We start from the raw sequence: 24,944 nt of genomic DNA, 5'->3' as shown, positions 1-24,944 counted from the left end.
TTCTATGGCAATTCAATTTCACCATTTTTAAGTTTATTTATTATATTGTTAATATAATCTTGAAAATCTGCTTTTACCATATCTTGTACAGCTTTTGAAGTTGTATTATTAAATTGGCTAGCATAATCTTCTAGTGATTTTTTTATTGCTTTAGAATAAGCAGTATGATATCCTTCATGGACAGATCTTCCTTCAAATCTTTTCAACTCCTTTAATAATCCATCCAATTCATTCGGGTCTAGATCTATCTTATGTTTGTCTTTAATTGCCTTAAGCGCATCATCAAGTTTTCCTTGAGCATTAATTTTTTTGGAAGCATCTGCAAGGTCATCTACGAAACCTCTCATGGATTTCAAATCAACGGTAGGAAGACCGATTGCATTTTCAAGTTCATCAATATTGAACTTCATTGCTTTTAAGAATTCAGCTATTTCTTTTTCTCCTTTGATAAAGTTAGGAACAATATGGTGAACATTAAGCAACCTTTTAGCCGTATCAGATAGTTCAATTCCATGTGTTTTCTTCAAGTAATCGAAATAGTTAGATCTAAATTTAGGATTTCTAGGTTGACCAGATTTGTTACTGATGTATTTGTATCTAGCATCGTTTCCTTTAGGAGCAGAACCTTTATCTTTTAAGGATTGATACAACTCTTTGGACTCAATATTATCAGTGTTTTTGGCTGCTTTTCTCGCATCTTCAACAAATGCACTTCCTTGTCTTTTTCCATCTTTAATGAACGCTTTTTCACCAATAACATAGCCATGACGTCCTTTATCCGCTCCTTTTGGTTTATAAATAACACTGTCTCCTAATCTTCCAGAGCCACTTCTTGTCAAATCTTTTTGATCAACATATTCTACCTCTCCATTAGCAAGTAGCACCCACGGATTCAAATGCCCTTCGAGCTTGAATCGACGGTTTTTGAAGGTGAATCTATACTTATCAAATTTCAGCTTATCGCCGAGCTTTTTAGCCAGTTGCTTGAAGGACTTGGCCCCTTTGACAGCTCCTTTTTGTATGCCTTTTAGGAGGAATTTACCGCCTTTGATGGTATTTCTAAAGCCTGTCTTAGCACCAGCAAGGGCTACTTGTCCCAGTTCTTTTCCTGCTTTGGCAGTGGATTTGACGCTGTTTTTCACAGCGTTCTTAGCCAGTTTGGCTCCCGACTTGACAGAAGCTTTCACGCCATTCTTGGCGATGCTTTTTGCGCCACTTTTGATGGCTTTGAATGCTGCTTTGCCTCCAAACATCAAGGCGAAGACCGCTTCGATAGCCAATGCCGCTAATGCACGAGCCAGGTGCTTTCCTCCTTTGGCGATCTGTCCCACCCAGCTGCTGCTCAGGTATTCTTTGAAGTGGCCCAATAGATCGTAAATCCCTTTGGCCGCGAAAGCCGCACCAACGATTTGTATGATCAACGGCAAGGCTGCCATGATGGCTCCTCCTGTCAGAATATTGGCTAAGATCAATCCGAGAATACCGCCGACAATGGCAGCGACAATTATCGGCCATTTTTCATCCCAGAGCTTCTTGACTCCGCTGGTAATCTGGCCAACCAAATGGCTGCTTCTTTCTCCCGGCGAGTTGAATGGGCCGACCATTCCTTGGCTTTGTAGTCTTGCGACATCTTTTTTGCTGTAGGCAATATTATTTTCAGAATAAGCGACTGCTTGGTCAGAATCTGTCCTTAAGTCTACCTTTTTGGACGGATCTTCTTTCGCATTGGCGCTGACCTCTGACTTGACTTCTTCAAGGCTATTGTTTTTCCCCGAATCAAATTCTATCACACCGTCTCCACTGGCTTGCAACTGAGCCATAAGTTCGGGGCTCAGTTCTAGGTTTTGCACCACAGGATCGACTTTGAAATCTTCGCTGTCATACGGAGATTTTTCTAGGAGCTTCTGATCTTTTGTAAGTTCAGAAGCTTCTATGGAAGCTTGTTCGATCCCTGTTTTGCCACCTTTTGCCATGACTATTTCGTTAGGCAAAGGTACCATGATATTGGATCCCAACAGCTCTTCGCTCATCTGCCCCAAGAAGAAATCGGGACTCATCTGAGCTGCCAATACCAAGTTGGTGATCTTTTCCAATATCCTCAACATGCCTACGGCGATGAACTCGACGGCCTCAAGCAAGAAATTGAAAATAGCCTGGTAAGCCGCCAAATAGGTGTCGATGGCTTTGGCCAAAACGTCGATCAGGAAGCTGGCTGCGGCTTTGAGTCCTGCGGCGATTTTGTTGACGGCTTTTTCGGCGATTTCCACAGCTTGGTCTATCAAGTCGCAGAATCGCTGGGCGATGGCTGGAAAGGCCGCCAGCAAGGTGTTCACCATCGATTTCAGTATTTCCCCAAAGGCTTTGATCAGATTGACCACAAGCACTCTGGCCGCTTCGATCAAGGAAACCACGGCTTCCTTCACGGCTTTCATGATGGCTTTGACCGCTGTTCTTAATCCTTCAAAGATGCTGTTCAAGGCTTTTTTGAGACTGTCGAACACGCTTTCGACAAATTCTACGGCTTGATCCCACCAGCTTTTGTCTTCTTGAGCTTCTTTGGTCGCTGTCTGGGCCTTGTTATTGGCTTCTTTCACCTTTTTGTCGGCGTCGGCGCGGGCTTTGTTCATTTTGCCCTGCGCTTTATCCTGCGTGGAATTGACCTCTCGATCAATCATTTCCTGATTCTCCCGAGTGCGCTGCTCGACCTGTTGGTCGTACTCTTCCATGCGGGCTTGATTCTCCGCTTCCCATTCTTCTCGGTAGGCTTTGGTGTCGGCTTCGGCTTTTTCCTTCGCCTTGCTTTGCTTAGCCGCCGCTTGGGTGATTTTATCGTCGAGCTTCTTGTCGAATTTCTGACGTTCCTGATCCGTTCGACTTTGCAACTCTTCCTGCGCTTCCGCTTGCCTGTCTTTTTGCTCTTGTAGATCAGCTTGCAACTTTTCGTGTGCCTGTCTGTCAAAGGCCTGATTCACTTCCGGCAAGGATACTTCCTGCAGCTGAAGCTCGGAAGCCTTGGCCAATTGCGGTTCGCTGATACCTTGGCTGGCCTTGAGCATAGTCTCGTCGGGTGTCGGCGCGATATCGTTTTCGCCAAAGTCCGCTTGGGCCGCGGCCATGGCTTTATTTCTTTCTTCGGCAATCAAGCCCTCTGCTTGCTCCACAAATTTGTCTTGCTGGGCCGGATCCGAAGCTCCCGTGAGCGATACTTGAGGCGTAGGCCCAGGGTCGGTATTGACCGAAGGCAGTCGATTAGGAATCGAGGAAATCGCGTCTTTCATGCGCGAAGCGTACTCCGGGTCGTCCGTCGCCGCGGCCTTTGGCTTGGAAGGCATGCTCACATTGCGAGTGCTGCCGACCTCCGGCTCGTCCATATGCGTTTTTTCCTCCTTGGAGTCCTGCTCCAAGTCCAGCGTCTGGCTTTGGGGAAGCTCGGGCTTTTTGATCACCGGCTTTTCCTTGGCTTCGATGCCCGTAGGCGTCTTGATCTCCGGAAGGCTTTCCTGCGCTTCCTTGCTTTCCTTGGCATGAAGCTCGTTGGCTGTCTCAGGCGCTTTGCGAACTTCCTCGATGAAAGACATCGGAGGTTGTTGCATCAGGGAATTGGCGTATCCGTCCGTGCCCGATTTGTCCATTTCGACCGCTTCGGGTTGAGGCTTTTCCTCTGCTTCTGTATTTTCTCCTTTTTTAGCAGCTTCCTCGAGCGCTTTGACTTTATTTTTGACGGCCTCGGCTTCCTGCTCTTCTTTCGTCTTGCTGCGAGATTCAGCGTTTTCACCAGTCTTGGCGTTCGATTGCTCGACAGACTCAGGCACTTTGGCCAGCGAAGACTCCTGCGACTCAATGTCTCTGGCTTCGCTTTCCTCTTGTTCTATTTGAGCGATGTATTCGTCAACATTGGGAACGGTCATTTCCCATCGCACTTCGGGGAAGATATCTCGCAGAGTTTCGATAAATTCTTCCGATCCGTAGACGTCGCCGTTTTTCTTGAGCTTGCGATCGAGAGCGGAGAACTTGTTGTTCATGGAGGTCTTTTGGAATCTGTTCATTCGCTGCTTGAGCGACGATCTTCTGAATTCCTGAAAAGATTTGTACGCTTTGATCACATCCTTGTCCCTGAGCTCTTGGGCCATCTTTCTGAGCCTGATGCGCTCGGCAACGCTTTTGGCTTTGCTTTTCGGCTGGGGAGCGGGCTCTACGATTGGAGGATCGGTTTGTTGCTCTTCTTGTTTTTCGCTTTGATCCTTGGCCGGTTCGGGATGCCCGTCTGTTTTTTGCTCCTCTTCCTGCGCTTCCAACAGACGCTGGAACATGTCGTTGTTTTGAAGCCTTTGGAGCATGTCGTCATGGCTCAGCTTCGGCTCGGGCTTTTGATCGCGTATGGACCCGAAAGTGTCGATATGGGCTTTATAAAATGCTTGATGCTCCTCGTCAGAATAGAGAGGCTCTTCATTTTGCTTGAGTTTCTTCAGACGCTCCTCTTCTAGATAGAGCTCTTCGGGATCGACATACGCTATTTCGCTGCCCATTGAGAGTTATTTTATTTACTGAGAGATAGGCATGGCAGAGATCAATTGTAATGATTTCCATCAAAGTCCTAATTTGATTAGAAAAGTAATAATTTTTTTAATAAAATGGTATTATTTAAACTTTAATTTTATTAAATGAAGTTTAAATTAGTCTAATTCTTTGGGTGAATTTTCAGAAGTATTAGACTGTCGAAATGGGTGAGAGGCGAAAAAATTGGAAAAACATGATGTGATTTTGCTTTACCATGATGTTCAAATAGATTACCATGACGCTCAATGAATCTATGATGATAAGAATTGGACTGAGTTCTATTGATATTTAATATTATTTTTTCTGCGATGCATATTTAATTCGACGATGGTTGTAGTGTGTAATTTACTTTAAATCACTTTATTTATGATATTATTATGCTATAAGAGTGTTGATATATTGCCATTTTTAAATATTTTTTATTTGGAAAAAGTTATAAAAAATATTTTTTACATACATTTGTTGCGAAAACAACATTAACTATAATGAAAATATTTAAATTATTAATGCTTTTGTTTACAATAATAAGCATTAAGGTTAGCGCACAAGGAGATATGTGTGGAACTGATCATGGAATTTTTTCAGAACCTGATACAAAAATTTCCAAGTACCAGAAAGAGCTTGATGAATTCACTAAAACATTTATCGAAAGGAAGAAATCAGGAAGGATACGAGAAGAGAAGCTGATTATTCCGGTAGTTTTTCATGTAGTATATGGCAGTGAGTTTACCAGGCCAACTGAAGAGCAATTGGCGGATGCAATTCGAGTTGTCAACGAAGATTTTTCATTGAAAAATCCTGAAAGAAATATTTTGCATGAGGAGTTTAGGCCTATAGCTGCCAACATGGGTATTGAGTTCAGAATAGCTAGTTTAGATCCTTTAGGAAAGCCGACCTCAGGCATTAATTATATTCAAAACAATTATTTAGCGAATAATAATGATGAAGAAGCTCTGAAGGGGCTCATCAATTGGCCTAGGGAGAACTATCTGAATATATGGGTGGTGAATAATATGGATGGAGTATTGGGGTATGCCTCTTTTCCAAGCACAGTGGCTGAAGATCAAGATAAATATAAGGATGGTTTAGTAATGGTGTCTTCTGTCTTGGGAACTTTTGGGACCGCGGCAGGCAACTATGATTATCTTCATGTGTTTAGCCATGAATTAGGCCATTGGATGAATCTTAAGCATATTTGGGGACATGGAGGCCGTGTGATGAGCGAGGTGAATTGCAATTTTGATGATGAGGTGGAAGATACACCGATGACCACAGGCAATAGATACTGTGGAGATAATTATGAGCAGTATAGTTGCGGATCGTTAGACAACGTTCAGAATTATATGGAATACACAACTTGCATGGGGATGTTCACTAATGGCCAGAAAGACCGAGCTTTAGGAACAATGTATTCTTCTATTGCGGACAGGTCCAATCTTTGGACTGAGACCAATTTGATATTGACGGGTATTTTGGAAGGCGAATCCCAGCTTGTATCATATTTCGATATGGATAAAGAATATCTTAACCCAGAAGAAGCACTGAATTTTATCCAGTTATCCAAAAGTTTGGATGCTGACACGCCAATTGCGAATTGGGAATGGAATCTGCCGGGGAGCAATCTTGAGCGGTTTATAGGCGAGCTACCGCCTGCTATAACTTATCCAGCCGAAGGAATATATACTATTACATTGAAAGTTTCAGATTCGAAAGGAAATGAAGACACTTATTCGAAAACTGTGGAAGTGTTGAGGCATATCAAGATGGGTAATGATGACGTGAGAGTATGTGATATTCCTTTTTTTGATGAAGGAGTCAAGGGTAATTATTTAGGGAATAGAAATTTTAGCATGACGATTTACCCGGAAGCAGCAGGAGGAATAGTTCAAGCTGATTTTAAGAGCTTCTCTTTATATTATGGTGAATATGGAGAGTCCGATTACCTAAAGATATATAGCGGGACGTCTTCAGACAAGGACCTTATAGGTATTTATAAGGGGACTGAATTACCGGGAATAGTAAGTTCTTATCATAGCTCTGGTGCTTTGACTTTTGAATATAAATCGAGTCATTATATCTCAGATCATGGATGGGAAGCTTATATAAGTTGCGTTGATCCAACCGATTCTCCTATATTGGGGATAACTTCTAGCAAATCTATAGATTATCCATACACAAATTTAACATTCGAAAATGTATCAAATATAGGCGAGTTCGAAGTTCAATCATGGGAATGGGAGTTTGAAGATGGATCTCCAGCCCAGTTTTCGGGCTTTGAGCCGAACGGATTAATTCGTTATGAAAATGTGGGGAGTTATGATGTGACACTGACTCTTACAGGCACCAATGGGACAGTTGTTGAAAAAGTATTTGAGGATTATGTGGTTATTACAAATGATATTATCATTGAGAATGGAAGCTTGACTGCTTGTTCAGGCATTTTTACGGATGATGGAGGAAGTGATGAGGGGTATAGCAATGATGTAAATTTCACCTATACTATTTTCCCTGCCAATGATTCTTCGGTTGTTACTGTTGATTTTGAATACTTTGAAGTGGAAGAGGGGTATGATGAACTTGTTATCTATAATGGACCAAGCTCGAGCAGTCCTGTTCTACAACGATTGACAGGGTTCAGACATCCAGGGAAAATTTCAGCGAGAAATGAAAGCGGAGCTTTGACATTTGAATTTGATACTGATGAATCCATTACCGGCAGAGGCTGGAAAGCGAATATTGCATGCGAAGAGTTAACGGAAAGCAGCGAAATTACAATGACTAATGGAGCAGTGACTTTATGCGAAGGCTTGTTTACGGATTCAAAAGGGATTTATGGAGAGTATGACTCATATGAAGACTATATTTTTACTATTTATTCAGGAGAAGAAGGAAAACAAGTTGCTGTTGATTTTCAAAAGTTTGCCACTGAGTCGGGTTATGACGTGCTAACGATTTATAATGGAGAAACAGCTGATAGTCCTATATTAGTAAATGCCAGTGGCAATCAAAATATAGGAAAAATAGTTTCAAATAATGAAAAAGGAGCTCTTACATTTCGATTTGAATCAGATGGATCGATCACATATGATGGATGGGAGGCCATCATAAGCTGTGAAGAAGCAATAGAAGGAGGAGACATTAAAATGTCAAACGGGAGCATCATAGCTTGTGAAGGAACATTTACAGATTCAGGAGGAAGCGGTCTTTCTTACTCTAGCAATGAAGATTATGTGTTTTCTATTTTTGCCGGAGAGGATGGAAAGCAAGTAAAAATCGATTTTAATGAATTTGAGGTGGAAAGTGATTTTGAGAAATTATATATATATGATGGTGAAAATACGCAAGCAAGGTTTATTGGTGTGTTTACCGGTACGAATTCTCCGGGAGAAGTAATTTCTAATAATCAAAGGGGGGTATTGACTTTCAGGTTTACTTCAGACTCTTCTATTGAACATCATGGTTGGCTTGCTGATGTATCATGTGTTGAGTCCGATGGCACAGACATTAAGATGACTGACGGTGTTATTACAACTTGCGAAGGAATCTTTACGGATTCGGGAGGGCGAAATAATAATTATGATAATAATGAAGATCATACATTTACTATCATAGGAGGAGACTTGGATAAATCCCTAGTAATAGATTTTACCTCTTTTAGCATTGAGTCAGGCCATGATCATTTGTATGTATATAATGGTAGTTCGTCTTCAGCCACGCTCTTAGGGCAATATACAGGTGAAAGTATAGAAAGCAGGTTTATCGCGGATAATATTGATAATGCTTTAACTTTTGTTTTTGTCTCTGATGGTACTATCCAGAGTTCTGGTTGGGAAGCGGAGATAAGTTGTTTGGATAATTTAAATGATATCAGAATTCATAATGGAGAAGTCAGAGTCTGCGAAGGAATATTTACTGATACAGGAGGGCAAAATGGGTCTTACCAAAATAATGAGAATTACGTTTTCACAATTTATTCTGCTGATGACGCAAAGCAAATTGCTGTAGATTTTGAAGCTTTTTCTCTTGAAGAACCAAGTTTTGATAGACTGGAGATATTTGATGGGTCGAATGTAAATGCTGAATTGATTGGTACTTATGGTAGCCAAATTTCGCCGGGCAAGATAGTTTCAAATAATGACTCGAGAGCTTTAACCTTTAGGTTTACTTCTGACGGGTCCGTTACTTTTATGGGCTGGGTAGCTAATATTAGTTGCGAAGACCCTATTGTCGAAACAGAAGAAATCATCATGAGAGAAGGGGAATTATACACTTGCGAGGGAACATTTACTGATTCGGGAGGATCAAGACAAACATATGGCAATGATGAAAGAAAGGTCTTCACTATATATTCAGCGGATGATGAGAAAGAAATATCAGTTGATTTCACTTCGTTTGACCTTGAGGATTCATTTGACTTTTTGACCATTTATAACGGCAAAGATCTTAACGCAGAGTTTATTGGAACTTATACAGGAACGAATTCTCCTGGAGCTATTGTGTCATCTAATGATGATAGAGCATTGACTTTTGTATTTAGTTCTGACAAAACAGGAGTATGGTCGGGTTGGACTGCGGATGTAAGTTGTCAGGATTTGGTAGAAGATAATGTTATCAGAGTTACCAACGGAATAACAACTGTTTGCGATGGAATATTTACGGATACAGGCGGTTCGAATAATGGTTATCAAAACAACGAGTCGTTTATTCACACTTTTACTTCTGGAGCTAACGATAAATCCATCGCCTTTGACTTTGAGCAGTTTCAAACTAGCAGTGGAGACGAATTAAGAATTTACAATGGCGAGTATATTGATGATGTCAAGCTCATTGGAGTGTATTCAGGTAGTCAAAGCCCAGGAAGAATTGTTTCGAATAATTCGTACAACGCGCTGACTTTTAAATTTACGTCAAATAATTATTCAACGTCAGATGGTTGGAGAGCTTCTATAGAATGTGTCGATAAAGTACTGCCTAATGATGAAATCTTGATGACTAACGGAACTATAAGTACATGCGGTGGAACATTTACTGACTCGGGCAGTTCTGTTGGGTTTTACGAGGATAATGAAAACAAGACTTTTACCATTTTTGCTGGTCGTGAAAACAGTCAATTAGGAGTGGAATTTACTCATTTTGAACTCGAAACAGGTTATGATAATCTATTTGTATATGATGGTGTTGATCAAGCGGCAGAGTTGATTGGTCAATATACAGGGACAACTCTACCTGAACAGCTAATGTCTAATAATGAGGATGGCGCGTTAACATTTGTCTTCATTTCTGATTTTTCTGAGGTTAGAACAGGTTGGGTTGCTGAACTTAGTTGTATCGAAAGGGATATTGAGCCTGTAGTCGATTTTGAAGCGGACAGTCATGTCATCTATCAGGGTGAGAGCATTCAATTCACAGATTTGTCGACAGGGAGTATCAGGTCGTGGTCATGGACAATAAGCTCTTCAGATGTAGTTTTGTCATCTTCAGAGCAAAACCCAGTTTTTCAATTCGATATAGCTGGTGTGTATGATGTTAAGCTGGAGGTTGAAAACGAATTAGGCAGTATGCAGATCTTTCGCGAAAGCTTGATAGAAGTGTTGGAAGCTAGCATGGATGTTTTGCCGGTAATTGAAGTGAATGGGGAAGTAGGCGCAGGTAAAGAGGTGAATATCAGTGGATCAATTGATGGATATGAGATTCTAGAATGGGAATGGAACATCACAACACCTTTAGATCAGATCAGAAGAGATGAGGCCTCATTTGATTTAAATTTGGAGGACTTGGGCGCATATATTATAGAACTGAGAGTGAGAACATCCATAGGTTGGTCAGGTAAATCGAGAAAAGAACTGTCGATCATCTTAAGTAATATAGAAGAAGCTAGTGGTGTTTCATTAGTTTGTTATCCAAATCCAGTACAAGATGAAATGATTGTTGAACTGGAAAATTGCAGTAAAGCTGAAGCAATCATTATAGATAACTTTGGAAGAAAAGTTCGCAGTCAATCGTTAATCTTCAAGTCAGGTAAAGCTCTTGTTTATACCGATAGCTTGGTTGTAGGACTATACACCTTAGAGGTATTGACAGAAAACGGCGAGAGACTCTATCATCGCTTTATTGTTGAGAGGTAGTTAAAATAACTTTATGTCATATGTTTTAAAGTCCTTCCTTTGAGAGGGACTTTTTTCATTTGCAAGAATGGATGACATTTAGCAAAATTCACCTAAAAATTAGGAACTCAGAAATTACGAATTAATCAATCGGAAATACTTCCATTAAAATACTTTATCAAAAGTTATAGTATTTAAAGTATAATTTATTTCGTTACTGTTCATTTGAAAACTTATTTTTTAGAGAGAAAAATTCGTTATTGTCGCTTATGTATATCAATTATGATTGATTCAATATTCTACCAGAGGATAACTAACAATAAAGCCATTACTAATTAATGATTCTTTTAATTCATCCGGCAAATCATTCTTTACAATTACATTATTGCCATTCTTCAAATACTCATATATTGATTTGACCTCCAAAAAACCTTTTCCTGTCAATTTTTTTAATACTTTAAGTTGATTGTTATAACTGACTTCCTTTGAGTTATCATATGATATTTGCAACTCATTTTGGTTTTCAACTATTTCTGGATGTCCATATTTTTCAAATGATTCTATGAGATGTTCTGTTGGTCTTCCCGATCCAGTAAAATATAATTCCCCATTTGATTTATTTACTATAACAGGTCCATTGCCTATTGACATAAAGTCAGTATTATTTGTTTTTATATATTTTTTAGTTTGATAATAAACTGCGAAGCAATTTTCTGATTCTTCAGTGACTTCTAACATTACAGCATAATCATCAAATTTTTTTTTGATTAATTCACAACGTACGAGTTCTTCAGCATATTTTATATTCATAATTGTTTTTTAGTTAATTTTCAAACATCCCAATAATCTCTTCTCTAGTCCGCTTATCAAGCTCAAAAAGAATTATTTCTGTATAAGAACTTACAAAGGGAGTTTTCGGAGGGTAGGAAATATCAAATGAAAATTCCAGTCCTTGATCTAATGTTCGTTGTTTGAGCTTGATATTTTCGATGTCGTATAAATGAGGAAAATAGCATCCTTTACTATTAGTTTTTAACTCGTAAATCTTTTGGAAAAATTTGTTTTTGAAAATCGAAACGAATGAAATTACTTCAATCTGATCCTCATTTATTATCAGGTCGCAATGCATTGGAAGCGTAAATAAGTTACCCAGCTTTAAATTTTTAAGATGTGTTTTGTTGGGCTTGCTCTCAGCTTGCTTTATATAATATCTTATTTGTTTTCTTTTGCTTTCTTCTCTGGATTTGATCATATATTGTTTTATATGATTAAACCAAAATATGATAAAACTAGAAACGAGCAGAAATAAAATGAGGATTATAATGTATCCATACATATGAATGTGTTTTAATAGAATTTTTATATTTTCACTTTTTCAAACATATCTAAAACCTCTACCCGAGTCTGCTTATCAAGATCATATAGTATTATTTCTGTATAAGAACTTACAAAGGGAGTTTTCGGAGGGTAGGAAATATCAAATGAAAATTCCAGTCCTTGATCTAGTGTTCGCTGTTTGAGTTTGACATTTTTTATGTCTATATCATGTGGAATGAAACTGCCTTCACCATTCATTCTGAGTTCATAAACAGATTGATAGTATTGTCTTTTAAATAGTTTGATGTATGAAATCACCTGAATATGATCATCTTGCAAGAAGAGATTACAGCGCATAGGAATCGTGTACAGGTTGCCAAGTTTCAAGTTTTTTAGATACTTTTTGTATGGCTTGCCTTCAGCTTCTTTATGATAAGCCTTTGCTTTGTTTTCAAAGTCTTCCCTCGTGACATAAAGCCAATATGCAATCAGGACCGTACATAAAAAAAGTAAAGTAAATCCAATTATAGTTCCGTACATGAGTATAGGTTAGGTCATTATTTTTTGTTAGTCTTATAGTGTATTAAGTTCGAGAATTCTTTCTAAACATTATATAAAACAGCTTTATTTTCAGACTTTCGGTTTTCTAAGTTCTATTTTTCAATTCATCTTGGTGAGAAACTTTATTTAACCAGTCGGTGATGCTGTTTGCTTTTATAAAGAATGATTTTAAGATGATAAACCCGAATAATAAGCCCAGACACATTAATAAATTCCAGTACCATTCGCGAGATTTCTCTGATATATTGATTAGTACTGCGTTTTTAGAGATTGAAATTCCATATTCTTTGATTTCATTGATATATGTTGTATCCATTTCATCTAAAACACTATAACATATGCCTTCAAATTTTGAAATATATTTTTCTTCGCAATCTCCGTCTAAACAATCCGAATCCACATTTTCAATTTTGATCAAAGCTTGGGTTAAAGGAATGGATTCTTCAGGGATTGACTCAGGAATAAGGGAATATACTAAGTCGACTTTATTATTGTCAGTGAATTCATAGGCGACTAATCTACCTAATTTAACATCTTTGAAGTTGATGGTACTATATTTTTTTTGATTGGTAAAATCGGCATTATTCACATCTAGTTCTATTACTTCATTTTCATAATAATTAATGATAAGGCCTTTAAGTCCATAGTATCCTAATAAAAAGTAAATTATTAAAAAGAAAAATTTGTTGATTAATAATCTTGGTCCCGACATATCTTCTTATACTTTGTGTCAATTTTTAGAATGTTTCAGTAGTGAAAATACTATTTTTTCTTATTTATTTGATTGATTTTATTCTATTTAAAAAGTATATTTATTTGACTCTTTATATTGTTATGTAAAAAGTTGGTTGATTATTTTTTGGTTTAAAATTGTAATATAAATATTAGATTTATAATTAAATAAACATAGCAATTATTAATATTAATTATTTTTTTATTTGAAAGTTTAATGTGTTTTCATTTTTGATTAAACAGCTTGTTTAACATTCTGTAATCGATAAATAGCACGCTCACTATCGTTGGCCATCAGAATCCTGTCGTTTGCCAATAACTTTTGGCAAGCTCTCGCAAATCAGCAAATTTTACGGAAGAAAATAGTCGCAAAGACTTTTGTCAAATAGCTTGATCACCATTCGAATAGTTAATCTGCGCAAAAAGTATTGGGACTGAAAATTTTGTTCATAATAAGCTTAAAGGAAAGAAGTTATGTTCTTATTGATCTCATTATCAACTTGTTTATTAATAGGACTCTATATTGGCTGGAGGGTAATAATGCCAAGCAATTTAAAAATGCATCATAAGATTATAGCTTGGGGGGCTATACTGATGATCATACTTTCCTCTATAATCCCCATGAGAATCAGGAATTTTGACTTAAGCACAGAGTTGCAAGGGATCATCAGCCAATCGATTTATATTTTGTTGGGATTTATGTCATATCTGTTTCTGCTATTGCTAGCAAAAGACGTGATTCGAGTGTTGATGATAGCAATGGAAAAAGCTAAAGGCCAAACCTTTGTTGGCTTGAGCTCAGCTAATATAGGCGGAATTGGCATCCGAAAAGCGGTGAATTCAGTGTTGATTATTGGAGCTTTTGGCTTGACTTTATACGGGTATCGTCAAGCTGTGAAAGTTCCTCCGTTTAAATATATAGATGTAAAAATCGACAATCTACCAATAGAGCTTGAAGGTGTTACCATAGCGCAACTCACGGATTTGCACATCGCATATCCTTGTCAAACAGATTGGTTGAGAGATGTCGTGGAAAAAGTAAATAGCGCAAACCCTGATTTGGTCGTAATAACAGGCGATGTCGCTGATCAAAAAGCCTCAAGGATTGAAAAGGAAATTGGCTCATTGGCAAATATTAAAGCTAAGTATGGCAAGTATTTCGTTACTGGCAATCACGAATATTATCATGATCATGAAGGCTGGATTCAAAAAATGGAAGAATTGGATTTTACTGTATTAATGAATGACTATGATATAGTAGAGCATAAGTCAAAATCGATAATTGTAGCTGGTGTGCCTGATTATGAACAATCGGCAAAACATGATCAGTATAGCGATCCTGAGATGGCTATGGAAGGAGCGCCTAGTGCTGATGTAAAAATACTCTTGGCGCATCAGCCGCAAAATATTTATGAGGCTTCGATGGCGGGCTATGATCTCCAACTATCAGGTCATACGCATGGCGGACAGTTTTTTCCTTGGAATCTGATTATTGGAATGGCTCAGGAGTTTTTGCATGGTCTTCACACTTATCAAAATACTCAGTTGTATGTCAGTCGGGGAACTGGATATTGGGGGCCGCCAATAAGATTAAGCGCTCCGTCAGAGATTACATTGATAAGGCTTAGCAAAAGCAATGGGATAAATGGCTGAGCATAATACAGCAAAAATTAAGTAAAGATCTCTGAAACAAAAGGGATGATAATTCACAAACCTGAACAAGCAATTCTACAGCACTAAACATTTTAATCATTAAAAAAGAGAGTCATGAAAAATATCATTTGCTCAATAATACTAGCCTTTTTTGCTTTAGTGTTTCACTCCGCCAACGCTTTTGATAATACACCATCAGCTGCTGAGGTAGCTGCTAAAGTCAAGGGGCAATGGAAGTTGATATCATTTGAAAAGGGTGGTGAGAAAGTTCATTATGAGAACCGAAATATTGTTTGGAGCTTTGACGGCAGGTATTTGTCGGTGGAATCGGACGATTTGGGAGGAAAAATAGAAGGCTCGTATAGATTGAAAAGATCAGTATACAAAATTAGTCCTACCTTTATCATTTTGTGCGATGAATTGGATAAGACTCATCTTCCACATGGGAAATTGGTTGTGGGATCTGTCGAGAACGATTCTATGACATTGATTGACTGGAATAAGGAAGTCGAGTACATATTACAAAGAACGAATAATTAGAATACACTGGGCTGTGCAAAGACTGTCATTGGATCAAGATCTGAGACAGTCTTTCATTTGAATAGGTTGGCAGATTAATTTTCCCTACTTTTCATAGCGGCATAGAGAAGCCCAACTCTTTTTTGGGTGGACTTGGCATGAATAAATTTTTTCACCGGCAGTCCTGAGGCTCTTATTAGCATAGCCAAGCGTTCAGCCTCTTCGGCATCACCATGTTTAAGACTCATCATTTGTCTGAAAATCTCCCTGACCATATTCATAGCAAGTGCGTTTTTGGCATCAGTGGTTTTACGTTGATCGCCATAGCCTTTGTCGTGCCATTTTTGCTTGACAGATCTGAATACCGTACTGCCGGTGGAAATGACTGTGCTCGATATGCCTATGGCCATTCCCGCTTGCGAAGAAACACCAGTCATATTTAGTATGGTAGAAAGTATATTCAATCCAGTCGTCGTCACATGCATGCTATCCCTAATGATTCGTTTTCTGTTGATTTTTTTTAGATGACGAACCAATTCGAATTTTCTGGATTTATCAGCGACATATTCAATCTGAGTGCTGAAGTCCTTAAAACTGTCCAAAGCGTCTTCGTCTGTGCTTTCGTCCAAATCCAGCAAGCCCGCGAAGTCAATATTTCCCGCAAGTTCATCCACATATCGTCGTTTTTCTTTAGTCATGGCATAGAAATTCCTTACGTTTCTCTGTAAGCTTATTCCTTTTTGAGCTAGGCTAATCAGGCTTATGACAATATTGAATCCAGGTATGGCTTGAGCAATAGGGCTTGGGATTTTAGTGGCTAATTGCATCACTGAAGCCGTAGCGGATAATATTTGCTGTGAAGCTGCCGCAAAGTCGCTTGCCAATTGCAAGCTCTCTCTTAAGATTTCTCCACGCGGGGTGATTTCGTATTCTTCTATGCATTTTGCGAGTTTTACCCCTTGTTTGAATACTTTCAATATAGGTATTACCATGCCGAGTACGCAGCCTATTCCTGAGCTGAACTCCGCGACGATGGCGCTGTCTTCGGAAACTTTGCCTTTGGCCAGTTGGCCAATGTAGCCGGTTATTTGACCGATTTTCCCATTGATACCGGAGACAGCATTGATTCCTCGCTCGAACCTGTCAATGACGGCAAGATAGTCAACACCTGTTTCGCCTTTGACATGCAAGAAGTTGGTCAGCACATTTCTAGAGGCTTTGCTAAGCGTAGGAAGCTCATGCGTGCTTGAATCAAGGCCTACTTTTCGTCCGACTTTGGCCAGCAATACTTCTTTGACCTCCGGTGCGGGTTGCCATTGGCCAAAATCAGGGTGTTGTAAAAAAAAGTCCACTTGTTCTTCAAGGGTGATATCATCGATGCTGGTCCATACTTCTTCTTCATCTTCAGGTATTTCCGCGCCTCTTTCTTCACTGTCGTAGCTTTCTACAACGATGTCGTCAATATTGCTCCATGGAGCGTCGGCTTCTTCATCTGTGGATAAATACTCTGGAGAGCTTATGCTGCTGGCAGTATCTGCAAAGGAAGCCGAGTCTGCGCCAGGAAGCATCATCTGGCAAGGAGGCATGATAGAAATCCCTCTGCTTTTTTGAATCCTTTTTACAGGCTTGCTAACACGTTTATACTCCCCCAGCATATAAGTTCAACATCGCAAAATATCATATGTTTAACCTCTAATTGTGACTATCTATTGGAAGAATTGTTTTCTAATATATAAACTTAGATTTTTAGTGGATTTATATTCAAAATCATTAATGTTTATCTCGATTAGTTTTTTATGATTTTCTAAATCATCCTCCTTTGTATTTCCTCCAGAGGAAAATAAAATGGTATAAAAATCAATCGTGATAATATCTATTAATGATCTTGATTTTCCTATTTGATCAAAATTTGGTCATTCCGTAAAATGGAACAGCCAATCAGTAAAAAGAGTAATATCGCTTATAATCAATAAATTACCTTTGTGTTGAGGAAAGGATACCGCTTGAAAGAATAAACAAACTAGGTGGTTTTGTATTCTAGAATCAAGCGAAGTTGCTCTGATAAAAATTAATAATATAAACTGGTATGGTAATGAATAAGCAAGAAATATTAAGAGTGAATGAAAAGGAATTAGGAGAAGGCAAAAACCGAGTTTATTTCATGAGTTTGGGGTATAAGTTGGCTGGCGATTTATATTTGCCCAAAGGATTTGATGCGGATAAGAAATACCCGACCATACTTTATACCCGTCCTGGCTCGCAAGTAAAAGAACAATCTGGTGCGGTGTATGGTGATAAATTATGCGCTAAAGGATATGTGTTTTTTGTATTTGATCCTATTAATTATGGCGATAGCGAAGGGCCTGTTCGCAATTTTGAATCCATACATAACATGGCGCCAAATACTAAGGATGCTGTTAGTTTCTTAAGGATGATGAAGTTTGTTGACAGGGATAATTTCTTTGGATTGAGTGCTTGCGCGGGAGCTCCATATATCTGCAATGTGGCGATAGGAGATATTAGAATAAAAGCAGTTGCTACGATTGTAGGCAATTTTGATGCGGCAGCGGCTCTATTTGGCAGTTATCCGAAGGAAGCGATTGATCAATTTTTAGCAGATGCGGCTGAAGGCTCTCAGAAGTATTATGAGACTGGAGAGTATGAAATGGGCGAAATTTTTAAAGGCCTTCCATTGCCACCGCCAGAACAAGCTCCTAGAAATATCAAAGATGCATACAGATATTACTTTGAGGATGCTGGCCATGACAAAATACCGAATTACACGCCAACATATGCTAAAATAGGAATGCCGTTGGATCCCGCTCGTGTATTTGTGGGGCAAGCAAAATACTTCACAAGACCGCTTTTAGTAATCGCAGGCAGCGATGCATTTACCAAAGATATGGACAAGCAGGTTTACGATTTAGCTGGCGGAGAAAAAGAATGGTTTGAAATCGAAGGCGCTTCCCACATTGATTTATATGATATTGATAAATATGTTGATCAAGCTCTGGGTAAAGTCGATGAGTTTTTCAAAAAATATTCAACTAAATAATTTGATTAAAGTTTCTGTCAGATTTCGCCATTTTGAATCTATTGTGTTAGTTGAGAATTCTGACAGAAGCTATGTTAGATAACACATTAAAGCATTATCATGGAATTTATCAAGGCGTTGGAAAACTTCACAAATGCCGGCAAAAGCGAAGCATTGTTCATATTTCTTCCGGCTGGATTGTTTGCTCTAGCTTCAGGGATCATGGCGTTCAAGCTTTCTAGCAACGGGTATTTTATGAGCTTGGGGATTACAATGAGTGTCATAGCATTATTATTTTTGGGCTATGGTAGTTTTTATGGCTATGTTAAGTTCAAAAATAGGTTCGAGGTCGTATCAAAAAGCTATTCTCTTGACAGCAAGCAAACCATAAAAGATCAACTTGAACGAATGGAATCTTACGAGGCATACACCAAGAAGAACTTTTATGGAGCTGGAATCATTGCCGTTTTGGCTTTGATCTGCATTTTTGCATTCGATATGAAATGGCTGGCGGGAATAGGCACAGGCTTGCTATTCTTATGCTTTATCGTTTTTATGGTGGAAGGAGGTTTTTCCAAGCTTAAGTCGGAGAAATATTTAACAGCGTTGCGAGAGATTTCGGAAACATTATAAAAGTAAAATTGATAGATTTAAGACGGCATGGAAATAGTGAAAATTGACTCGATAAGCCAGTTGCGTGAAGTCATTGGGCTAGGGAAACCAGAGCATCCTTTGATTACATTGATCAAGTATGATGATATTGTTTTTGAAGAGACTAAGCACTTGAACAAGAAATTTATCATCAATACTTATTCCATATCGCTTAAAAGCGTCAGCGGCGGAAAAGTGAAATTTGGTAGAAGCGCGTACGATTTTGAAGATGGGGTATTGGTTTTTAAGACGCCTGAACAAGTAGCTCATTTTGAACCGGATGAGGATTGCGCGAGATTTTCAGGATGGTCACTTCATTTTCACCCCGATTTGATTCGAAAGTCGGAATTGGGAAAGCATATCGACAAGTATTCCTTTTTTGCATACAAACAAACCGAAGCATTGCATTTGTCGGAAAGGGAAAAGGGGGTATTGCTGAATATCATGCAGACGATCAAGGAGGAATATGCTTTGAATATCGACAAGCATAGCCAAAAGCTGATTATCACCAATATTGAATTGCTGCTTGATTATTGCGCCAGATTCTATGATCGTCAATTTTATACGCGCTCAAATATGAACAAGGATATTGTGATTCAATTTGAGGGAATATTAAGAGAATATATAAATTCCGATCAGTTGAATGATCTAGGAATACCAACGGTTAAATACTGCGCGGATCAATTGAATATGACACCAAACTATTTGGGAGATTTGTTGAAAAAAGAGACAGGGCAAAGCGCTCAAGAGCATATTCATCATTATATTATTGAAAAAGCCAAGAACCAACTTTTGGCAAGCAGTGAACAAGTAAGTCAGATTGCTTATAGCTTGGGATTTGAAAGTGCTCCATATTTCAGCAAATTATTCAAAAGGAAAACTGGATATAGTCCCGGAGAGTATCGTGAGCTGAATAGATGATTGGCTTCAGCTACATCAGATGATCACTCCTGAATTCGCTAGCGGACATGCCGGTATTTTTTTTGAACATTTTTGCAAAATGCGACAAATGTTCGAATCCTAAGCCATAAGCTATTTGTCCGATGGAATCAGAAGAGTTAAGCAACAGATTCTTGGCAAGGTTTACGATATGTTCATGAATATACTCCAATGCACCTTTGCCTGTTTCATTTTTCATTAACTCTCCGAGGTATTCAGCGGAATAATTTAATTGTTCTGCCAAATATTGGACAGTTGGCATTCCTAAACTGAGATGTTTTTCTTCTGAAAAATAGGCATCCAATTGCTCTTGAAAATCAGTAACTACATGCGTATTAAAAGATTTCCGGGTTATAAATTGACGACTGTATGCTCTCTTGCTGTAGTTAAGAAATAACTCTAGATTGGTGATGATAAGCTCTGTGCTAAAGTGATCAAGGTTTTGATTGTATTCTTTTTGAATATTGCGAAGAGCCATTTCAAGGTGATTTTTTTCTTCTGAAGATATATGCAATGACTCATCGCTATTGTATTGAAAATAGTCGTATTTTTTTATTTTCTCATTTAGCGGACTTCCTTTAAGCAAATCAGGATGAAAATAAAGTCCCCATCCATTATGTTCTCTTTCAATGCGTTCTAAGGGAACAGTAAGCGATTGATCTGGAGAGATATAAAATATTGTTCCTTCTTCAAAATCAAATGGTTGACGTCCATATTTCATTTTGCAATTTTCGCCTTGTTTAAGCATCACAGCATAAAAGCTGAATACCATTTTACTATTGAAATTGCTTTGGATAGGGTGTGCCTTTGTAAGATCTATTACTGATATCAAAGGGTGAGCTGGAGGTTCTATTCCAAGCAATTTATGCAGTTTATGAATACTCGGAACTCGTGTTATTTCTTGTCTCATATTTACATGGGAGACGGAAGCCTCCCTTAATTTATTATTTAAAGTACTTAGCAAAGAATTCCAACATTTTTTCAGGATGTTTCCCCAAATAGTTATACCCTTCAAATCTATGCAGATCACCTTCTATCCATAATAATTCTTTTTCTGTGGGAGTATTGTCGTAAAACTCTTGTGTGTCTGATGGAGAAGTAGTTTTATCATTTTTTATTTGAACATACATGATAGGGCATTTAAGATGCTTTACATAGTCTCGTGGGGACATGTCCGCTAGACTTATGTTTTTTTCTTTTTTAAGGTATTCTCTGAGGTCTTCTACAAATTGATCTGTGTTTTCAATGCCTAGTTGATTTTTCGCCATATTTTCCGCTGCGACATCTACAGAAAGAGCTTGAACTGAAATGATCGCCTTAATATCGTTAAAATACTCAGGCGCATGTGTGATCGCCGCTAATGTTGATTTTGCCCCAACACAATAACTTAAAAAAGCTTTTTGCATATGTTTGAGTTCCTTGTTTTCATTGACGTATTTCATCATGCCAGCTACGTCTTGCCATTCATAGGTTCCTGAACCTGTTTGGTTGTTATTATAGCTATCACTGTCACCGTGATTTCTTAAATCCATTGTCAATATATTATAGCCAGCTTTATGCAAATGCTTGGCTGCCGGCATGAATTCAACAGGGACATTGGCAAATGCTTTTAGCTCTTCTGGCGGGACAAAGCCATATTTATTGAAATTTAAGGGGTGCGTCATAAGTATGAGCTTGTCTGATGGAGAAGATGCAGGAATATACCAAGCTGCTATTTTAATGCCATCCAATGCAGTAAAGGAGACATCTTTGTATTTCATTCCATAATCTATAGGTGTTTTGGGCATGTCAGTTCTAATGACTGAAGTTACCGCATTTCCAAAAAAAGCGACTTTCTTTTGATATTCTTCCGATGAGTTCATGATATAGTTTTTTTCTTGTTGAGAATTAATTGATGATACAAAGGTCGTATAGCGGATCCATTAGAATTGATATATATTTCGGAATGCTTTGTCGATTTTTAGGTATTATTCTATAAGCGAGCAATACTGTCAAAAGAAGGATTGTTATTTGGAAAAAATTTTAGGGAAAAGGATAAAATAGCGCGGAAAGGAACTACTTGAACATTATATTTTATTAAGACAATACTTTCCTGTATTTTTTGAAACCTTCCGCGTGGCTGATGAATTCTGTGAAAAGTATGGACTGGCTTATATGCCATTGTCTTGGGGGCAAATGATGCTCTTCGCGAATCGGATTTTCCACTTGAGTAATAACATAATGCTCTTCATTGTTTCTCCATAATATTAATTCAGGGTCTGTTTCATAATGATCCTTATGTACGTGATGACGGTTTGTTCCCTCTTGAAAGTTCTTGACATGTCCTCCTTCATGTCCAAGTACAACAAATGTGGGTTTTAATATAATATTACCGCTATTTGGAATGTAATGATTTTGAGCTTTTAGCAAATCGACAGCATCAGTCTTTTCTTCTTTGGACTTAGGTACAGGACTGTCTTGGCGTCTCGCTCTATAAGGCCTTTTTACCACAGACCAATGGGTTCCCATTTGGCCTTGAAGCTCAAAATCAGGGTACTTAAGCTCTATATTGCCTCCATGCTTTGGAGAGGGATTTACCTCGCCAAATAGATTGTCTTTATCAAAATCGGATTTGGCAGTTGCTGTGTTTGATCTCCAGCCTGTAGGATGAACGCAGTTTGTAGATTCTTTATCGTAATATGGAACGGGAAAAACACGAAGTCGATGTTGAGAGTTATTGACAATGTCGCAAACAAGCTTTCTTCCGAATGGTCGGCTTAACAGTCTGGCAAATGAGCTCATAACCATTTGGAAAAATTGTGCGGCATCTGGCAATCTTGTGGATTCTGAGAACATCAAATTGCTGATAATCGTGAAAAGTTCTTTGCTGGGATCTTTGGCAAGTTTTTGCCATGTCATCTGAATATGCTCGTGCTCCTCTTCAGTAAGGCCTGCTTGATCCGGAACCCATAATGGGTGGCCCTGCTCTAGCATGTAACCTATGAGGTCTACATGCTCTTTATGCAAAGTTTCCAATAGCATGAATAAGCTTTTATGAAATGCAGGCGGAATGCTCATACTCAAAACAGGACATCTGGAATGCCACAAGTAGATATTATGTTCGATTTCATCCAACAGTTCCATACGGCAATGACAGGAACGGAGATCGGCAGCCCTGATTCTATCAATATTGAATTTGTATAAATGAGATTTCTTGTCTAACTCTTGGAGTTGCCTCATTTCTGTTTGCAATAAAGCTGATTTTTGCTTGACAATCTCGTATTCCTGCAAACGGGCTTCGATCATGACAAGCTCAGGAACTAGCATTCTTCGTATATGAAAATTAGCCATGCTTTCCTTTTTCATCTTTGCTTGGAACTCATCGATGGTGAGTATTTCGTCATATGCGGAGGGATCGAACGCTATCGATTTGAGTTCCCCGCGCGTTAACATGTCAAAATCATCTGGAATCGTATTCGAAGCTCCTCCTTCAAGTGAATATCCTGCTGGCAATTCTATGGCTTGTTCTAAAGCAGAAGGCCTTGCTTCACGGATTCCGGCTATGACAGAAGGCCTGGAATTAGTATCTGCCAAGTAAATTCTTTGCAGATGATGTCTCCACAAAAGACTGTTAACTCTCCAAGGCTGATGGACGTATTCGCCATGACGAACCAAGTTTAGGTTGTCGAGTAAAATTGCAGCTCCTTCATAAGGTTTGAGGCCTAAATAGGTCAAAAAATGATCGTAAATCGTTAACAGGTCATAATATGCAGGATCTAAGTGATCAGTTTCTCTGATATCTTCTCGCATTAACTGGGCTTCATCCATATATTCCAGCATGAACTGAATATAGATAGGCGTCTTGGCTATCCTTGTGAAATAATGCATGGCTTTGCCTCGTGCTAACCTTGTCCATAAGTTAAGTTGGGACGGTGTGTGGTCGGCTGGAAGTTCGGGCATGTTTTTTTGAAGCCATATCCCAAAATAGTCGAAAGGATTACGCTCTTCAGGACGTTTATCTGTGATGGATAGCTTTCCTTCATGAATGCCTAAGTAGCGCATAACATCTTCTATGAAGACAGGTGTGCCGTCTCTCAATACATTTTGAATTTCAGGCTCGATGATTTTTCGGGCTTTTTGAGTAGCAACTATGATATCGCTTGTTCTGTAAGCATTGGCAATGGTTATCGCGGATTTGCGGGGAGTCAACAGTTGGACTTTGATATCTTCCAAATTAAAATCTTCATGTATACGCACTGGTGTGTCCGGGTCTGAAATGGCATCCTCTAAAGCTTTTGTAAGGTCTTGTCTTTCCTTATCTGGATAGTCTTCCAATTCCTGCTTGATAGCAAGTGGCAGTTCATCGATATTTTGCAAGGGAGTTTTGCTGTCAGAACCCGAATAAACATAGCGTTGTATAGGCGGCATGCGATAAGAAGTCGATGAGGTTGATTTGCTATTGACACGCTTTATTTTCTGAGAAGAGGATGTTTTGTTGCGATATCTTAAGTGATCGAAAAGCATAAGCTCAAAAAATAAGCATTGATGTTTAATGACAACTATAAAATAGCAATGTGGTTTCAATAGTTTTATTTTCTTAAGCCAAGCTTTATAGAGTTTAGAAATGATAAGGTTTCATATGATGATTGGAAATACCGAAATCGCCAAAGGGTGCATTAATTAAATGAGAATGTCAATTTTGGCTATGAGTATCCTATGAAGAATCAATTTGGCAGTACATGCGTAGCCTCCAATCAAGCAGGCAAAATGTAGACGCAGATAGATTAATATTCTTTCGAACAGGTAATGAGTCGATTTGATAGTAGTGAAAAATGACTAACTTTATAAAGGCAACGAGTTTTTAATATTTATTTTAGAAGTACTACCTTATCACAGAA

The 24,944-nt window shown here is 38.6% G+C and carries 15 protein-coding genes; 6 read left to right on the top strand and 9 right to left on the bottom strand.

Annotated elements, in window-relative coordinates:
* Positions 1 to 2: 2 nt before the first annotated feature.
* Positions 3 to 4,526 carry an AHH domain-containing protein gene (locus AABK36_RS22755; protein WP_338390353.1) on the bottom strand — a complete coding sequence of 1,508 codons (4,524 nt, stop codon included), beginning with the start codon at positions 4,524 to 4,526 and terminating at the stop codon, positions 3 to 5.
* A gap of 516 nt (positions 4,527 to 5,042) precedes the next feature.
* Between AABK36_RS22755 and AABK36_RS22750 the strand changes: the two genes are divergently transcribed.
* Positions 5,043 to 10,682 (top strand): CUB domain-containing protein, encoded by a 5,640-nt coding sequence (locus AABK36_RS22750; protein ID WP_309942325.1) that lies wholly within the window; start codon positions 5,043 to 5,045, stop codon positions 10,680 to 10,682.
* Positions 10,683 to 10,952: 270 nt separating this feature from the next.
* Here AABK36_RS22750 and AABK36_RS22745 read toward each other — a convergent pair whose 3' ends face one another.
* From AABK36_RS22745 to AABK36_RS22730, 4 genes are all read right to left on the bottom strand, one after another.
* Positions 10,953 to 11,471, bottom strand: a complete 519-nt coding sequence (locus AABK36_RS22745) for a hypothetical protein (RefSeq protein ID WP_309942326.1) — start codon at positions 11,469 to 11,471, stop codon at positions 10,953 to 10,955.
* Between the two features lie 13 nt (positions 11,472 to 11,484).
* Positions 11,485 to 11,913 carry a hypothetical protein gene (locus tag AABK36_RS22740; RefSeq protein WP_309942328.1) on the bottom strand — a complete coding sequence of 143 codons (429 nt, stop codon included), beginning with the start codon at positions 11,911 to 11,913 and terminating at the stop codon, positions 11,485 to 11,487.
* 107 nt (positions 11,914 to 12,020) lie between these two features.
* Positions 12,021 to 12,518: a hypothetical protein gene (locus AABK36_RS22735; RefSeq protein WP_309942331.1), complete on the bottom strand. Its 498-nt coding sequence runs from the start codon at positions 12,516 to 12,518 to the stop codon at positions 12,021 to 12,023.
* 106 nt (positions 12,519 to 12,624) lie between these two features.
* Positions 12,625 to 13,251 carry a hypothetical protein gene (locus AABK36_RS22730; protein ID WP_309942332.1) on the bottom strand — a complete coding sequence of 209 codons (627 nt, stop codon included), beginning with the start codon at positions 13,249 to 13,251 and terminating at the stop codon, positions 12,625 to 12,627.
* A gap of 578 nt (positions 13,252 to 13,829) precedes the next feature.
* On the opposite strand from AABK36_RS22730, the gene AABK36_RS22725 reads away from it, so the two are divergent.
* Both AABK36_RS22725 and AABK36_RS22720 read left to right on the top strand, forming a co-directional pair.
* Positions 13,830 to 14,924 (top strand): metallophosphoesterase, encoded by a 1,095-nt coding sequence (locus tag AABK36_RS22725; protein WP_309942334.1) that lies wholly within the window; start codon positions 13,830 to 13,832, stop codon positions 14,922 to 14,924.
* Positions 14,925 to 15,038: 114 nt separating this feature from the next.
* Positions 15,039 to 15,464, top strand: coding sequence for a hypothetical protein (locus AABK36_RS22720; protein ID WP_309942336.1), 426 nt, complete (start codon positions 15,039 to 15,041; stop codon positions 15,462 to 15,464).
* Positions 15,465 to 15,538: 74 nt separating this feature from the next.
* On the opposite strand, the gene AABK36_RS22715 is transcribed toward AABK36_RS22720, so the two are convergent.
* Entirely contained in the window at positions 15,539 to 17,098 is a 1,560-nt protein-coding gene (locus AABK36_RS22715; protein WP_309942338.1) for a hypothetical protein, read from the bottom strand.
* 437 nt (positions 17,099 to 17,535) lie between these two features.
* Between AABK36_RS22715 and AABK36_RS22710 the strand changes: the two genes are divergently transcribed.
* The 3 genes from AABK36_RS22710 to AABK36_RS22700 all read left to right on the top strand — a co-directional run bounded on the left by AABK36_RS22710 (position 17,536) and on the right by AABK36_RS22700 (position 20,049).
* Positions 17,536 to 18,498, top strand: a complete 963-nt coding sequence (locus tag AABK36_RS22710; RefSeq protein WP_309942340.1) for an alpha/beta hydrolase — start codon at positions 17,536 to 17,538, stop codon at positions 18,496 to 18,498.
* Between the two features lie 99 nt (positions 18,499 to 18,597).
* Positions 18,598 to 19,110 carry a hypothetical protein gene (locus AABK36_RS22705; RefSeq protein WP_309942343.1) on the top strand — a complete coding sequence of 171 codons (513 nt, stop codon included), beginning with the start codon at positions 18,598 to 18,600 and terminating at the stop codon, positions 19,108 to 19,110.
* 27 nt (positions 19,111 to 19,137) lie between these two features.
* Positions 19,138 to 20,049 carry a helix-turn-helix domain-containing protein gene (locus AABK36_RS22700; RefSeq protein WP_309942346.1) on the top strand — a complete coding sequence of 304 codons (912 nt, stop codon included), beginning with the start codon at positions 19,138 to 19,140 and terminating at the stop codon, positions 20,047 to 20,049.
* 10 nt (positions 20,050 to 20,059) lie between these two features.
* On the opposite strand, the gene AABK36_RS22695 is transcribed toward AABK36_RS22700, so the two are convergent.
* The 3 genes from AABK36_RS22695 to AABK36_RS22685 form a co-directional block, all read right to left on the bottom strand.
* Positions 20,060 to 20,977 carry a helix-turn-helix domain-containing protein gene (locus AABK36_RS22695; RefSeq protein ID WP_309942347.1) on the bottom strand — a complete coding sequence of 306 codons (918 nt, stop codon included), beginning with the start codon at positions 20,975 to 20,977 and terminating at the stop codon, positions 20,060 to 20,062.
* Between the two features lie 34 nt (positions 20,978 to 21,011).
* Positions 21,012 to 21,929 carry an alpha/beta hydrolase gene (locus AABK36_RS22690; protein ID WP_309942349.1) on the bottom strand — a complete coding sequence of 306 codons (918 nt, stop codon included), beginning with the start codon at positions 21,927 to 21,929 and terminating at the stop codon, positions 21,012 to 21,014.
* A 214-nt stretch (positions 21,930 to 22,143) separates the two neighbouring features.
* Positions 22,144 to 24,570 carry a hypothetical protein gene (locus AABK36_RS22685; protein ID WP_309942352.1) on the bottom strand — a complete coding sequence of 809 codons (2,427 nt, stop codon included), beginning with the start codon at positions 24,568 to 24,570 and terminating at the stop codon, positions 22,144 to 22,146.
* Positions 24,571 to 24,944: the final 374 nt, after the last annotated feature.

Origin of the sequence: Aureibacter tunicatorum, assembly GCF_036492635.1 — a bacterium.
Lineage (GTDB): Bacteria > Bacteroidota > Bacteroidia > Cytophagales > Cyclobacteriaceae > Aureibacter > Aureibacter tunicatorum.
The sequence above is the reverse complement of the archived record's forward strand: the minus strand, read 5'-3'. Positions and strand labels throughout refer to the sequence as shown.